15 protein-coding genes are annotated in these 13499 nt (G+C 71.4%); 10 read left to right on the top strand and 5 right to left on the bottom strand.

The annotated features are described in order from the left end of the window. The first annotated feature begins 36 nt into the window (after positions 1-36). From AL2_RS02380 to AL2_RS02370, 3 genes are read left to right on the top strand one after another with little or no spacing between them, the layout of a single operon-like run. A complete protein-coding gene (locus AL2_RS02380; RefSeq protein ID WP_067628646.1) occupies positions 37-738 on the top strand; it encodes a response regulator transcription factor in 702 nt (233 codons plus the stop codon). Further along, on the top strand, positions 735-1784 hold the full coding sequence (locus AL2_RS02375) for a HAMP domain-containing sensor histidine kinase (protein WP_245666263.1): 1050 nt from the start codon (positions 735-737) through the stop codon (positions 1782-1784). The genes AL2_RS02380 and AL2_RS02375 overlap by 4 nt, the downstream gene beginning before the upstream one ends. Next, a complete protein-coding gene (locus AL2_RS02370; protein WP_067628644.1) occupies positions 1781-3502 on the top strand; it encodes a DUF4153 domain-containing protein in 1722 nt (573 codons plus the stop codon). The genes AL2_RS02375 and AL2_RS02370 overlap by 4 nt, the downstream gene beginning before the upstream one ends. On the opposite strand, the gene AL2_RS02365 is transcribed toward AL2_RS02370, so the two are convergent. Next, on the bottom strand, positions 3497-4048 hold the full coding sequence (locus AL2_RS02365; protein ID WP_067628642.1) for an NUDIX domain-containing protein: 552 nt from the start codon (positions 4046-4048) through the stop codon (positions 3497-3499). The genes AL2_RS02370 and AL2_RS02365 overlap by 6 nt on opposite strands. 2 nt (positions 4049-4050) lie before the next feature. Next, positions 4051-4800: a GntR family transcriptional regulator gene (locus tag AL2_RS02360; protein WP_067628640.1), complete on the bottom strand. Its 750-nt coding sequence runs from the start codon at positions 4798-4800 to the stop codon at positions 4051-4053. Between the two features lie 152 nt (positions 4801-4952). On the opposite strand from AL2_RS02360, the gene AL2_RS02355 reads away from it, so the two are divergent. Beyond that, positions 4953-5177, top strand: coding sequence for a hypothetical protein (locus tag AL2_RS02355; RefSeq protein ID WP_067628639.1), 225 nt, complete (start codon positions 4953-4955; stop codon positions 5175-5177). A gap of 7 nt (positions 5178-5184) precedes the next feature. Here the strand turns inward: AL2_RS02355 and AL2_RS02350 are convergent, their stop codons facing one another. After that, positions 5185-6459 carry a PucR family transcriptional regulator gene (locus AL2_RS02350; protein WP_067628637.1) on the bottom strand — a complete coding sequence of 425 codons (1275 nt, stop codon included), beginning with the start codon at positions 6457-6459 and terminating at the stop codon, positions 5185-5187. A 227-nt stretch (positions 6460-6686) separates the two neighbouring features. Here AL2_RS02350 and AL2_RS02345 point away from each other — a divergent pair, with 227 nt between their 5' ends. Both AL2_RS02345 and AL2_RS02340 read left to right on the top strand, forming a co-directional pair. After that, a complete protein-coding gene (locus AL2_RS02345) occupies positions 6687-7202 on the top strand; it encodes a SigE family RNA polymerase sigma factor (protein ID WP_067628633.1) in 516 nt (171 codons plus the stop codon). Continuing rightward, positions 7199-8374: a hypothetical protein gene (locus AL2_RS02340; RefSeq protein ID WP_067628632.1), complete on the top strand. Its 1176-nt coding sequence runs from the start codon at positions 7199-7201 to the stop codon at positions 8372-8374. Before AL2_RS02345 ends, AL2_RS02340 begins: the two co-directional genes overlap by 4 nt. A 128-nt stretch (positions 8375-8502) precedes the next feature. On the opposite strand, the gene AL2_RS02335 is transcribed toward AL2_RS02340, so the two are convergent. Next, positions 8503-9114, bottom strand: coding sequence for a LysE family translocator (locus tag AL2_RS02335; RefSeq protein ID WP_067628631.1), 612 nt, complete (start codon positions 9112-9114; stop codon positions 8503-8505). 110 nt (positions 9115-9224) lie between these two features. On the opposite strand from AL2_RS02335, the gene AL2_RS02330 reads away from it, so the two are divergent. After that, positions 9225-9677, top strand: coding sequence for an Lrp/AsnC family transcriptional regulator (locus tag AL2_RS02330; protein WP_067628629.1), 453 nt, complete (start codon positions 9225-9227; stop codon positions 9675-9677). A 55-nt stretch (positions 9678-9732) separates the two neighbouring features. On the opposite strand, the gene AL2_RS02325 is transcribed toward AL2_RS02330, so the two are convergent. Beyond that, complete coding sequence (locus tag AL2_RS02325) at positions 9733-10086, bottom strand: hypothetical protein (protein WP_157437970.1); 354 nt, start codon at positions 10084-10086, stop codon at positions 9733-9735. Between the two features lie 478 nt (positions 10087-10564). On the opposite strand from AL2_RS02325, the gene AL2_RS02320 reads away from it, so the two are divergent. From AL2_RS02320 to AL2_RS02310, 3 genes are all read left to right on the top strand, one after another. Then, a complete protein-coding gene (locus AL2_RS02320; RefSeq protein ID WP_157437969.1) occupies positions 10565-11287 on the top strand; it encodes a hypothetical protein in 723 nt (240 codons plus the stop codon). Between the two features lie 2 nt (positions 11288-11289). After that, a complete protein-coding gene (locus AL2_RS02315) occupies positions 11290-11946 on the top strand; it encodes a class F sortase (RefSeq protein ID WP_067628626.1) in 657 nt (218 codons plus the stop codon). Between the two features lie 362 nt (positions 11947-12308). Next, on the top strand, positions 12309-13235 hold the full coding sequence (locus tag AL2_RS02310; RefSeq protein WP_067628625.1) for a hypothetical protein: 927 nt from the start codon (positions 12309-12311) through the stop codon (positions 13233-13235). Positions 13236-13499 lie beyond the last annotated feature (264 nt).

The raw sequence follows: 13499 nt of genomic DNA, 5'->3' as shown, positions 1-13499 counted from the left end.
CGTAGCGCGCATACCGGGCTCTTAGAGTCTGGGGTCGTGACAGGGAACGAGACTCGGGTCCTGGTGGTCGAGGACGAGCCGACCATCGCGCGGGCCGTGGCGGATCGGCTCGCGGCCGAAGGCTTCGGGGTCGAGGTGGCCGGGGACGGCCCCTCGGCCGTCGAGCGGGCGCGCGGCTACGAGCCGCATCTCATCGTGCTGGACGTGATGCTGCCCGGGTTCGACGGGCTTGAGGTGTGCCGGCGCGTCCAGGCGGAACGCCCCGTGCCGGTGCTGATGCTGACGGCGCGCGACGACGAGACCGATCTGCTGGTCGGGCTCGGCGTCGGCGCCGACGACTACGTCACCAAGCCGTTCAGCATGCGGGAGCTGGTCGCGCGCATCCGGGCGGTGCTGCGGCGGGTCGAGCGGCCCGCACTCGGCGCGGCGGGCGGCGCGGCGGCCGGCGGGGCGGTGCGGGTCGGGGAGCTGGAGGTCGACGAGCGGGCCCGGCGGGTCCGCAGGGACGGCCGCGAGGTGCACCTCACGCCGACCGAGTTCGACCTGCTCGCGTGCCTCCTGCGCAACCAGGGGGCGGTGCTCACCCGCGCCGTCCTGCTGGAGCAGGTGTGGAACTGGGCGGACGCGTCCGGAACCCGGGTCGTCGACAGCCACGTGAAGGCGCTGCGGCGGAAACTGGGGCAGGGGCTGATCCGGACGGTGCACGGTGTCGGCTACAGCCTGGAGACCGTGTCGTGACCGCCGTCATCCACAGGCTGTGGGCGCGGCTCCCCCGGCCGCTGGACCCGCTCCGGTCGATCAAGGTCAAGTTCGGCGTGGTGGTCGTCGTGACCGCGTGCGTCGCCGTGCTGATCGTCCTGTGGGGCTATCCGATGGGGTTCCGCGCGCGGCAGACGATGCCGGTCGGCGTGCTGATCTCGCTGGTCGTGATCCAGTTGCTGGCGCACGGGATGACCGCGCCGCTGCGGGAGATGACGGCGGCGGCGCGGGCCATGGCGCGCGGCGACTACAGCCGACGGGTACGGGCCACGTCGCGGGACGAGGTCGGCGAGCTGGCGCAGGCGTTCAACCGGATGGCGGCCGACCTCGCCGAGGTCGAGCGGCAGCGCCGCGAGTTCGTCGCCAACGTGTCGCACGAGCTGCGCACGCCGATCAGCGCGCTGCGGGCCGTCCTGGAGAACGTCGCGGACGGGGTCACGCCCGCGACGCCCGACGTCCTCGAATCGGCGCTCGACCAGACCGAGCGGCTCGGGCGGCTCGTCACGCAGCTCCTCGACCTGTCGCGGGCCGAGGCCGGGGCGGCGGTCCTCGACCTCGCCGACATCGACGTCGCCGAGTTCGTGGACGGCGTCACGGGCGAGGCGCGCGCCGGCCACCCGGACGCCCTGTTCGAGACCGACGTCGCCCCCGGCCTGCACGCCGTCGCCGACCGCGACCGGCTCCACCAGGTCGTCGCGAACCTGCTCGACAACGCCGCCCGGCACGGCCCGGACGGGCGGCCCGTCATCGTCACCGCGCGTCCCGCGAACGAACCGGGCGGACTGATCATCGAAGTGGCCGATGAGGGGCCCGGAATACCACCCGAGGAGCGCGCCCGCGTGTTCGAGCGCTTCTCCCGCGGCTCGGTGTCCGGGCCCGGGACGGCCGGCGGCGGCACCGGCCTCGGCCTCGCCATCGCGAGCTGGGCCACCGACCTGCACGGCGGCGACATCACCGTCCTGGACACGCCGTCCGGCTGCCGCATCCGCGTCATGATCCCCCCGAACATCGGAGAACCCGCATGACGACCAACCCGCCCGAGGACCCGGCCGAGCCCGCCGAGGCCGCTGCCCAGCAACCACCGGCGGCGGGCGGGTTCGCGCCGCCCGCCGCGGCCGCCGCGCCGGTCGTGGCCGGTCACCCGCCGGCCCACGGGCGGCCGGGATACCCGCCGTACGGGAGGCCGGCCGGGTATCCGCCGCCCCCACCGGCGTTCGTCTACCAGCCGACCAAGATCGAGAAGCTGTTCCGGGCGTGGCGGCGGCCCGCGCGGCCCATGTCGCCGTCGCTCGTGGTGGGCGCCCTGGTCGCGGGGGTGATCGGCGCCGTCACGGTCGGTCCCCAGTTCCGGGAGGGGCTGCTGGGCGTCGGTGTCCTCGTCGCCGCCGCGGCCGTCGCGTATGTGGCGGCGGCGTCGGCGTGGTCGGCGGGACGGGTCGTCCGGCCCGCCACCGAGAAGCGGAAAGCGCAGGTCAACCGGACGGCGATCGTGTTCGGGCTGCTCGCCGTGGGGCTGTCCGCGGTCGCGGCGGTGCGGGAGGCGGAGTGGGTCGTCGTCCCCGCGCTGCTGCTCGCCGTCGCGCTCGGCTCGTACGCGGCGTCCGGCGGGCGGTCGTGGCCGGAGGTCCTGTTCGGCGGGCTCGCGGTGCTGCCCGCGGCAGGCGCCATGCTGCCGTGGGCGGGACGCGGCGCGTACGGGGCGGTGACGTCCGACAAGAGCAACGCGTGGCCGGTCATCCGGACGGCGCTCGTCGCGGGCGGGCTGCTCGCGGTGTTCGGCGCGCTGTTCGTCGGCGCGGACGCGGCGTTCGGGAGCCTCGCCGCCGGGCTCGTCCCCGAGGTGTCGGCGGTCTCGGTCATCGTGTACGGGTTCACGGGCGTCGCGACGCTGCTGCTGGCGTCCGCCGGCGCGTACCTCGGGCAGGCGCCGCCGCCGCTGCGCGTGCTGAGCCCGGAGCCCGGCAGGCCCGCCGGACGCTGGTCGTGGGCGGTGCCGATCGCCGCGCTCGACCTGCTCTTCCTGGTGTTCTGCGCCATCCAGGCCGGCGTCTTCCTCGCCGCCGACAAGGACGCGCTGCTGCGCTCGACCGGCCTCACCTACGCCGAGTACGCGCGGCAGGGGTTCTTCCAGCTCGTCATCGTGACGGTGCTCGTGCTCGTCGTCGTCGCCGTCGCCAAGCGCTACGCGCCGAAGGGCGACCAGGGCATGGTCCGGGTGCTCCTCGGGCTGCTGTGCACGCTGACGCTCGTCGTCGTCGCGGTCGCGTTGCGGCGGCTCTACCTGTACGAGCAGATGTTCGGCTGGACGAGGCTGCGGCTGTGGGTGCACGCCTTCGAGCTCTGGCTCGGCTTCGTCGTGGTGCTCGTGGCCGTCGCCGGCGTCGTCAAGGGGCGCGTCCCGTGGCTGCCGCGCACGGTCGCCGTCAGCGGGGCGGTCGCGCTGATCGTCCTCGCGGTGCTCAACCCGGACCGGTTCATCGCCGAGCACAACGTCGCCCGGTACAAGGAGACCGGCAAGATCGACGTCCCGTACCTGCGGGGCCTGTCCGCCGACGCCGTGCCCGCCCTGGACGAGTTGCCCGAGCCGATGCGGAGCTGCGCGCTGCGCCAGATCGCCTTCGGGCTGAGCGAGAACGAACCGGCGATGAGCGCGAACCTGTCCCGCGCCGAAGCCCGGAAGGTCCTGGAGCGGCGCCCCATCGACGAGTCGGCGGACTGCTTCAGCCCGCCTCGTCCATCATGAGCCGGACTCGTCCATTATGAGCAGGGCGTAGGCGGCGATGGTCGAGTCGTCGGTGATGCGGCCCTCCCGGATCAGCGCCTTGAACTCGTCCCGCGAGAACCACTTCTGCCGCATGTCCTGCTCCTCGGGCTCCCGGTCGGCCTCCCCGGCCTCCAGATCGGACGCGACGAAGATGTTGAAGCCCTGGCCGCTCATCCCGTGCGCGCAGTTCAGGCGCCCGAGGTGCGTCAGCGTCCCGGCGCGCAGGCCCGTCTCCTCGGCCAGCTCCCGGCGGGCCAGCTCCTCCGGGTCGGTGTCCCGCCGGCCGGGGGCCGAGCCCTGCGGGAAGTTCCACGTGCGCTTCCCGATCGGGTACCGGTACTCCTCGACGAGGTGGAACCCGTCGCCCTCCACCGGGATGACCAGCACGAAGTCGGGTTTGTCGATGACGCCGTAGATGCCGCGCGAGCCGTCCGGCCGCTCGACCTCGTCCTCCCGGACGACCATCCACGGGTTCTCGTAGACGACGCGCGAGCCGACCTGGCGGACGGCGGGCTCCTCGCTCATGCTCACGCTCCCGACCCGTAGCGGTAGACGAGTTCGTGCCGGTCGCCGACCACCACCCGGTGGGTGACCTCGACGACGCGGTCGTCCTGGTCGTAGGCGCGGCGCCACAGCGTCAGGACGGGCTGCTCCGGGCCGATCCGCAGCGTCTCCTGCTCGTCCGCGCGCGGGAGCCGGCACGTCACCGACTCCTCGAACGTGATCCGGTGGCCCGCCTCCTCCAGCCGCGAGTAGAGCCCGCCCGGACCCGTGTTGACCTCCCGCAGCACCGGGATCTCCGCGACGACCTCCGCGATGATCCAGGTCGTCGCCGTCTGGACCGGCGGCTCCCCCTCCACGCCCTGGACGCGCGCCCGCTCCAGCACCCGGGTGCCGGCGGGGACGTCCAGCCGGGGCGCGAGCCGCTCGTCGGCCTCGACCTCGGTCACGGTCGTCCGCGTGAACGGCCGGCGGCCGTCCTCCTGCGCCGACACGTGGAAGCCGCGCCACTCGCCGACCTGCCGGGTGATGTCGGCCGCCGCGCGGCGCACCTTCGGCGCCGTCCGGACCTGCGCGCCCGCGCCGTGCCGCAGCCGGACGAGGCCCGCCTCGGCCAGCATCCGCAGCGCCCGCCGGACGGTCGAGCGGTCGGCGCCGTACTCGCCGGCCAGCCGCCGCTCGGACGGCAGCCAGGCGCCGGGGTCCAGCTCGCCCTCGACGATGCGGGCGGCGAGCGCGTTGGAGATCACCTGTGCCTTCGTGGGGGGTCGCGGCATACCAGATCCTGCTCCGGGTCATTGCTCTGACCTCACACCGTACAGATCCCACCCGCCCCGGCGGCCTCCCGGGTTCCGCCGAACGCGTTGTGGGCAGCGCTGGGCGGCCCTACGGTAGACCTACCATAGGCCGACCAAGGGAGTCCCGCACGATGTCGGTGATCATGTGCATGCCCGGGTGGCACAGCGAGCGCTCGGACAAGGGCCTGCGGGCCACCCGGATCACCCAGTTGTCGGACTACCAGCTCCTCAACGGCTGCCTCGAAGAGGTCGTCGCGGCGGACGAGGGCGAGCTGTGGCTGCTCTGCGACGCGCAGACCAGGCTCGCCGAACGCGTCGCCACCGCCGAGCGGTTCCGCTCGTCCCGCCGGAACTAGCCGCGGGTCAGGTTCGGCGGATGCTGACGACCTCGCCGGAGTCGCCGACCGCCTCACGGGCCGGCGGGATGATCCGCTCGCCCGCGTTGTCGGCCAGCAGCGCGCGGGCGCGCAGCACGATCTCCAGGTCGAAGCGCAGGTCCGGGTCGAGCAGCTGGTCGCCGAACAGCTCCTCCAGCTGGCGCAGCCGGTACCGCACCGTCTGCGGGTGGACGTGCAGCCGCATCGCGACCTCGTTGGCGTTGCGGCCCGACTGAAGCCAGGCCAGCAGCGTCTCGGCGAGCCGGTCCTGCTGGCTCGGCCGCAGGTGCGCGAGCGGCGCGAGGCGCAGGTCGGCGAGCGAGGTGATGAGGCCCTCGTCCTGGAACAGGATCAGCGTGGACATGTGCTCCACGCTGCGGATCACGCCGCTCTCCTCCTCGATCACGCCCCGCTGGACGAGGCACAGCGTCTTGCGCGCCCACTGGATGGAACGTGCCGCCTCCATCAGCGGGACGGTCGGGCCGACGACGGCGAGCGTCCCGGCCAGGGCGCGGTCGACGAGCTTGGCGCGGCCGGGGCCGTCCGGATCGGGGATGATCAGGCTGGGGGTGCGCCGGGTGAGGTCGGCGAGGACGTCCGGCGGGAACGCGGGCTGCCGGCCGTCCTGGTGCCGGCCGAGCGCGACCGCGGCGATCGTCCGCGGGATGGGCCAGTGCGCGGCGGCGGCGAGGTCGGCGATGGCCTCCTGCGCGGCGGGCGGATCGGCGAACAGCAGGTCGAGCAGCCGCTTGCGGCGGCGCTGCATCTCGCCCGCGACGGCGGCCTTGGCCTGGGAGAACCCCTCGGCGGCGGCGTGCGCCAGCTCGTCCTGGAACTGCATCAGCACCTCGCCGACGGCGCCGAGCGTGCGCGGCGACACCTCCAGCGCCTCGGCGCCCTCGGTCATCCGCCGCCACGCCACCATGCCGCCGACCCGCATCGCGGTCTGCATGGCGTCGAGGCTGCGCCCCTCGCCGGCCTCGCCGCGGCCGATGGCGCGGAAGAAGTCGGTCACCGGGGCGGGGTCGTGCGCCGGGTCGGCCACCCGGTCCACGAAGTAGTGGAGCACGCGCTCGACGGCGAGCCGCAGGGTGCCCGAGTAGGAGCCGTCTCCGGGGCGGTCGTACTCCCTGACGCGCGTCTGGATCTCCTGGATCATGTCGTCCGCCACCTCGTCGAGGTGCGGCCGCATGTGATCCGCCAGTTCCCTGGGCAGATCCGCCCACGGGCGCCCGCTGGTGGTCGAACCTTCGTTCGCCACAGAACCTCCCTTTCGTCCCCCAGCGTTGCGCGCCGTACACAGGGGGTAATTACTTACTTATGAGACCTGTGTGAGGCAAATCATGACCTGTGGGGTGCTCGGGCGCAAAGTCTAGGTCGACTTTCGACCAGCTTCGGCCTACCGGATGACGAACGATCGACATGCGCCAGGCATAGCGGGGACCGGCTCGCGGCGTCTGAAGGGGGGACAGCAATCCGGAGGTGACGATGGATGCCGCATCAGAGCGACATTTCCGTGAGTTCGTGGAGACGAGGTCGGTGGCGCTGATGCGCCTGGCGTACCTGCTCGCCGGAGGCGACCAGCACGCGGCCGAGGACCTTCTGCAGTCCGCGCTCGCCAAGACGGCGGCGCGCTGGAGCAGCGTCGACAACCCCGAGCCGTACGTGCGGCGGACCATGTACCGCCAGCAGGTCAGCACCTGGCGGCGGGCGGGGCGGCGGCGCGAGACGCGGGTCGCTGCGCTCCCCGACGAGGCCGGGCTCGACGCCACGTCGGCGGTCGACCTGAAGCTGACCGTGCGCAACGCCCTGGCGCGCCTCACGGCCAAGCAGCGGGCGGTGCTGGTGCTGCGGTTCTTCGAGGACCTGCCCGAGGCGGAGGTCGCGCGGATCCTCGGCTGCAGCGTCGGGACGGTCCGCAGCACGACGCATCGCTCGCTCGCACGCCTGCGCCAGCTCGCCCCCGAACTGAACGACCCGAAGCCGGAGGAGGCTCGACGATGAAGCCGGAAACGATCGTCAAAAGCACGCTCGACGAATGGGCCGCGGAGGCCCGCGTCCCCGTCGGCCTCGCCGACCGCGCGCTGCGCGGACGCACCCGCCGCCGCTCCCTCAAGTTCACGCTGATCGGCGGGACGAGCGCGCTCCTCGCCGGCGCGACGGCCGTCGCGCTCTTCTCCGCCGGCGGGCCCGTGCGGTCGGAGCCCTCCGAGGTCGCGTTCAAGCCCGCGTCCCTGTCCTCGGACACGAGCCTGCGCACCGACCTCGGCAGCGACTTCCCCCGCCGCCTCGTCGCCGCCGGGCACATGGCCGTGGCCGCCTACTACACGAGCGACACCCCGATGGGCGCCATAAAGGGCACTTTCCGCCGCACCTGGTACCTCTACAACCCGTCCACGGGCATGTACGAGCAGACGAACTGGACGTACCTCAGCGTCGCGCCCGGCATGCAGCGCGCGGCCGTTCTGCAGGGGCCGCTGCCCACGTCCCGGGTCGGAGTGCTCGACATGAGGACGCGCAAGGTCACGCGCTGGATCAAGGTCGACAAGCCGGTCGGAGGCGTCGCCTGGTCGCCGGACGCCCGTCGGCTGCTCCTCACGTCCTACGCCGCGAACCCCGACACACTGGGAGGCGATCCGAGGAAGTCGCCGAGGACGGGCTACTACGTCGTCAACAGCGCGGCCGAGCCCGGTGCGTTCCACGCCCTACCGGGGATGCGCGACAACCCGAACAACCGGCAGGACCTGGGGTGGAGCCGGGACGGCAAGCTGATCTGGGCGCCGACCGCCACCGTCCCGACCAAGGTCTTCTACGCCCCGGACGGCCGGCGGCAGTCCGCACCCGCGCACGAGGCGGAGACCGAGGACGCAGAGGCGGGCCTGTCCCCGAACGGCACCCTGCTGCCCGCTTTCGGCCCGCGCCCCGGCCCCGCCGTCACCGTCACCAACGTGGACAGCGGCCGGAAGGTGGCGGTCCTCCCGATCGAGCAGGCCCTGGCATGGGCCGACGACAGCCGGCTGTTCGCCATCGGCTGCGACGTCGAGAAGTGCACCGGCAAGGGCGAGTTCCGCAACCGGCTCCTGCTGGTCACCCTCAAGGGCAAGATCACCCCGCTCACCGGGTACCAGCATTCCGACCGGGCCGGCTCCTGGACTCCGGTCTTCACCCACCGCTGAACCGCGAACGATGCGCGTCGGCCGGGCGACGACACCCCCGGCCGGCGTGCTCGGCGATCCGCGGTCGCGTGCTGGCGCCGTCCGATCGCCCGGGAGCTCCCTACCTGGATTCCCGCGTCGAATCGGAGTCAGGCGAGGACGTGGTCTAGGAGCAAGTAGCCGCCCAGGGCGATCATGGCGGCGCCGGAGAGGCGGGTGATCAAGCGGGTTCCGTGGGGCGTGCCGTTCAGGACGGTCCGGGTGAGAGTGCCCAGGCAGAGGTACCAGACGGCGCCGGTGGCCATGAAGGTGAGACCGAGGACGCCGATCTGGCCCGCGATGGGCCAGCTGCCGCCGGGGTCGGTGAACTGCGGCAGGAGGGCCAGGAAGATCAGGAGGCCCTTGGGGTTGAGGCCGCTGACGCCGATGCCGCGCAGGAAGGTGCCCCAGTCGGTGCCGGGCGCGGCTTCGGTGCCGGGCGCGGCGGGGCGCGCGAAGGTCGACGCGCCCTGCCAGATGAGGTAGGCGCCGCCGGTCAGGGTCAGAGCGGTGAGGGCGGACGGGGAGCCGGCGACCAGCGCACCGACGCCCGCCGCGACGACGAGGGTCACGGCGGCGTAGCCGGCGACCAGCCCGCTCACCGCGGGGACGACGGAACGGCCGCGCAGGCCGGCGCCGATGGTGAACGCCCAGTCCGGGCCCGGCACGGCGATGAGCAGGAGCGCGACCGACCAGAAGGCGAGTACGGAGCCGGGCGCCATGGTCTTTCCCTTCCCCTTTGGCGGGTGTTCGGGGAAGCGTATTCTCGAATGGCCGGAAGGTGTTCCCAAGTTTGTCTCTGAAATACGGGTTCTGTGGAAGGATCTTCTCAGTGGACGCGATTGACCGGAAGATCCTTGCTGTACTCCAGCAGAACGGCCGCCTGACGATCACGGAACTGGCGGCCCGGGTCGGGTTGAGCGTCTCGCCGTGCCACCGGCGGCTGCGGGAACTGGAGCGCAGCGGCGCCATTCGCGGCTACCGGGCGGTCGTTGACGCCGCCGCTCTCGGGCTGACCTTCCAGGCGCTCGTTTTCGTCACCATGCGGCAGGAGGACCGGGAGACACTGCTCGGTTTCGAGGAGGCGGTCGCGCGCGTGCCCGAGGTCGTCCAGGCGCAGCGGCTGTTCGGCGACCCCGATTACCTGCTGCGCATCGTCACCGCGGATCTCACCGCGTACCAGGAGCTGGAGGACGATGTGCTGAGCGCCCTGCCCGGTGTGCAGCGGCTGAACTCCACGCTCGTGATGAAGCACGTCGTGGACGAACGGCCGCTGCCCACCTGAGCCCGGCGTTCAGCCGTCCCGTCCGGACGGGACGGCTGAACGCCCATGCTGCTCGTTACCTCTGGTGCTGGTGCCCGTGATGGCCGTGGTGGTGGCCGTGGTGCCCGTGGTGGTGGCCGTGGTGCCCGTGGTGGTGACCGTGCTTGCAGTGGTGGCCGTGGTGGCCGTGGTGACGGACACAAACGCACTTGTGCAGGTACCGGTTCCAGTACGTGCCGCGCGGGCAGTCGCGCCACGCCGCCTGTCCCGCGCCCTGCTGAACGTCGCCCTGCTGAACGGCGGCCGTTCGCACCGCGGCCGTTTCCGCCGCGCTCGCCGAAGTCGCGGGAGCGAACGCGGTCAGCCCCGCGGCCATGACCAGGCTGGCGGCGGTGACCGCCGCCGAACGCAGCGGGTTCGAAATTCTCATCTCTTCCTCCATGAGGCATGGGGACCCCGACGAGGTCCCTGCTCCTCACAGCATCTACCCGCTGCGCATTCAGTCGACTACTTAAAGTGAGTAGATCAAATTCTCTTCGGCCCCTGCGACATGTCGCACCCATGCCAATCTGCCGGTCACGGATTCGGCTGCTTATGCCCGGTGAAAGGTTTACACAATCCTCAAAGATGACCAAGTCCGGCCATTATGGAGCGAAGCGACTCATATTGCCCCGCAATAGCACAAACGCCCGCTAGGCTGCGAAGCTCATCGTTTTCTTCGGTCTCCCTGGCGCTCGTACCGCGAGTGCCCTGCATGCCAGCCGCCGGCCCGCGGCCCTTTCCCCGCCATTGCACGGGCACGTCTCGCCTCGCCCGGGGACGCGAAGAGCTCCGAACAGAGGAGAAGGGCAATGCGCGCAAGTCGGCTGGCTGCGGTGGGAATCGCTGCGGGATCCATGATGCTCGGAATGGCCGCGCCCGCACTCGCGGACACCCCGCCCAAGGCGGGTGACAACTGCACGAAGGAGCAGGTGGGCAGCACCACCAAGGCGGAGGACGGCACGCTCCTGAAGTGCGTGCTGCCGGACGGAGGCGACCAGCCCACGTGGGTCAAGGTCGGAGACGGCGACCCCGGCGGCGGCGAGCCCGGCGACGGCGACCCCAGTGAGTCGCCGACGCCGACACCGACCCCGACGCCGACGAAGCCGGCGTTCAAGTTCGGCTACGACAAGGTGAAGCTGTCCAGCCTGCGCGTCGCGCCCGGCTACAAGACGACCTTCACCGTGACCTGCCCGACGGCGGTCGTCATCACCGGAAACGGCTACACGCAGAACCCGCTGCCGGTGAAGAAGATCGGTGACGACACCTGGACGGCCACCGGGACGTTCCGCACCAAGCTGCCCAACCCGACGACCGCCACGGTGGCCTGCAAGGGCTACGGGTCGGTCGGCTACAGCACCGAGCCCGACAAGGGCGGGAACGGCGGCGGCGGAGGGAACGGCGGCAACACGATGAAGCCGAAGACGCCGAAGATCCCGTCCGGCCGCATCGACACCGGGGACGGCAGCATGTACATGCGCGGCGGGGGCTCGCCGCTGCCGGCCGCCGGCTGGGGCGCGCTGGCGCTCGCCGGCCTCGGCGGTCTCGGCGCGGCCGCGCTGCGCCGCCGGGCGGTTCGGGAGCGGTCGTAACGTTGCCGGAACTCCCAGCATCGGCCACCGGCCGCCGCGCCGCGGGCGCGGCGGCCGGTGCGCTGCTCATCGGACTGCTGTTCACCGGCTGCGGCGGGGACGGGGGCACCGCCTCTACAGCGAACTCGTCCGGCACCCCGGAGCCCGCGGCGACGGAGACGACCGGTGCGACCACGCCCGCGTCCAACATCCATCCCATGCCGCAGTCGCCGCCGACGAAGATCGCCATCCCGAAGATCGGCGTGTCGGCTCCGGTGGGTTCGATCGGGCTGCTGCCCGACGGACGCGTCGAGGAGCCGCCGCTGAGCAAGCCCGGCCTGGCCGGCTGGTACAAGGAGGGCGTCACGCCGGGCGAGATCGGCCCGGCGGTGATCCTCGGCCACGTCGACGCCAACGGCCGGCCGGCGGTGTTCTACCGGCTGAAGGACCTGAGGCCCGGCGACCGGATCCGGGTGGCCCGCCAGGACGGGTCCACCGCGACGTTCGCCGTGCGGCGGGCCCAGCGGGTCGACAAGGACGCCTTCCCGCACAAGAAGGTGTTCGGCGAGTCGCTCGACCACGCGGCGCTGCGGCTGGTGACGTGCGGCGGCGCCTTCGACCCGAAGATCGGCCACTACACCGACAACCTGATCGTCTACGCCGACCTGACCGGTTCCTGACCGCGAACGCCGGAACGCCCGCCGGAGCATGACCGGCGGGCGTTCCCCGATTCCGCTACCACCCGGCTACCAGGCCCCCCGCACTCGGCTGGACTCTCTCGCCGACCGAGACTTCGGCCGAGGGTGCAGCGGTCCAGCCTGCGTCCGGCTCGGGTAAAGGTCTTTCGCCGGCAGAGCCTTGTCCCCGCCAATGCACTTGACAGGATGATCAGCCTTTCTCATTCTTGGCTTCGGCTGACGATTTTCCATGGCGATCACCGGGGGCGGGTATGTCTTTCTGGAGTCGGCGGATAGTCGCACGGAGCGCGACCGGGCTTCTGTTGCTCACGGGATCGCCGGTAGCATTCGGCGCGGAACCCGCCATGGGGGCCGCCGACTCGAGTGTCACGGTCTGCGCGGTGCCGAAGAATTCCCCGCATACCGAGAAGACCGTGCAGGTGCCGAAGCGGGCTGTCGGCAAACTACTCGCCCGCTCCCTCTCCTATCCCGGGCCGTGTGCCCAGTACGGGCAGAGCGCGCCCCTCGGGAACGGGAGGCTCACCGCGTTCTCGCAGACAAGGGGGAGGACCCCGCTGGTCATCGGGCTCCTCGCCAAGGACAGCACCTACGACGGTCTTCCGTACGAACCGCCCACCAGCGGGATCTGGTGCTACGACAAGAACGGCGACGGTACCGTCGACCAGCACCGTGAATGCACGGGCGGGCATGAGAGATCCCTCCGGTTGAGCCCGAAGTTCAAGAAGAGGGTCGACTCGCCGTTCACCTACGTCCTGGCCAACTGGAACCCGACGGGGCACATGCCTGCCCACATATGGGACGTGCCGCATTTCGACGTCCATTTCTACATGAATCCCGAAGCGGAGCGGCTGGCGATCCGCCCCGGACCGTGCCCGCAGCTCACCAACTGCGATGACTACCCCAAGGGCAAGATTCTCCCGGCCGCGAAGTATCTGCACCCCGACTACAAGGACACCGACGCCGTCGAGCCTGGAATGGGCAACCACCTCGTTGACACAACCGCCCCCGAATTCCATGGGGGAAGATTCACGTCCTCGTTCATCTACGGCATCTGGAACGGCAAGGTCACCTTCTACGAGCCGATGGTGAACCTCACGCAATACAACGGATTGCGCAACGGCACCATTGATGACCGCTGCGTTCCGATCAAGCTGCCGCAGGCGTATGCGCGCTCGGGCTGGTACCCCACGCAATACTGCATGCGGCACCGCTACAACCGCGCCGAGACAGTGACCTCGCTTGAGGGGTTCGTCTACAGGACGGCGGGCTGAGCGGTCAGGCGATGCGGCGGAAGCGGCTCGTTCACCCTCGTCCAGAACGGACCGCGGAAGGCAAACCCGGGCGTTGAGACGTACGTTGTCCGCCAGCACGTCTACCAGGGTCTTCTCTGCATCCGATGGGGCGGGGGTTGGTGTATCGCGCGCGTATCGAAAATCGCATACGCCACCGCGACAATCTCCGGTCTTCGATGGAGGCACGGACCACAGTGGCGCGGGTCCAGGGCCCGGAGCCCGGCTTCGGCGTCCATCGCGGGA

Source organism: Actinomadura latina NBRC 106108 (genome assembly GCF_001552195.1).
GTDB lineage: Bacteria > Actinomycetota > Actinomycetes > Streptosporangiales > Streptosporangiaceae > Spirillospora > Spirillospora latina.
Note: the sequence above shows the minus strand (reverse complement) of the source record. Positions and strands in the feature narration are given on the sequence as shown.

Coding starts and splice junctions, on each gene's coding strand:
- AL2_RS02355 (WP_067628639.1), top strand. CDS start 4,953: ATGTCGGTGATCATGTGCATGCCCGGGTGGCACAGCGAGCGCTCGGAC.
- AL2_RS02365 (WP_067628642.1), bottom strand. CDS start 4,048: ATGAGCGAGGAGCCCGCCGTCCGCCAGGTCGGCTCGCGCGTCGTCTAC.
- AL2_RS02345 (WP_067628633.1), top strand. CDS start 6,687: ATGGATGCCGCATCAGAGCGACATTTCCGTGAGTTCGTGGAGACGAGG.
- AL2_RS02325 (WP_157437970.1), bottom strand. CDS start 10,086: ATGAGAATTTCGAACCCGCTGCGTTCGGCGGCGGTCACCGCCGCCAGC.
- AL2_RS02360 (WP_067628640.1), bottom strand. CDS start 4,800: ATGCCGCGACCCCCCACGAAGGCACAGGTGATCTCCAACGCGCTCGCC.
- AL2_RS02335 (WP_067628631.1), bottom strand. CDS start 9,114: ATGGCGCCCGGCTCCGTACTCGCCTTCTGGTCGGTCGCGCTCCTGCTC.
- AL2_RS02340 (WP_067628632.1), top strand. CDS start 7,199: ATGAAGCCGGAAACGATCGTCAAAAGCACGCTCGACGAATGGGCCGCG.
- AL2_RS02370 (WP_067628644.1), top strand. CDS start 1,781: ATGACGACCAACCCGCCCGAGGACCCGGCCGAGCCCGCCGAGGCCGCT.
- AL2_RS02310 (WP_067628625.1), top strand. CDS start 12,309: ATGGGGGCCGCCGACTCGAGTGTCACGGTCTGCGCGGTGCCGAAGAAT.
- AL2_RS02320 (WP_157437969.1), top strand. CDS start 10,565: ATGGCCGCGCCCGCACTCGCGGACACCCCGCCCAAGGCGGGTGACAAC.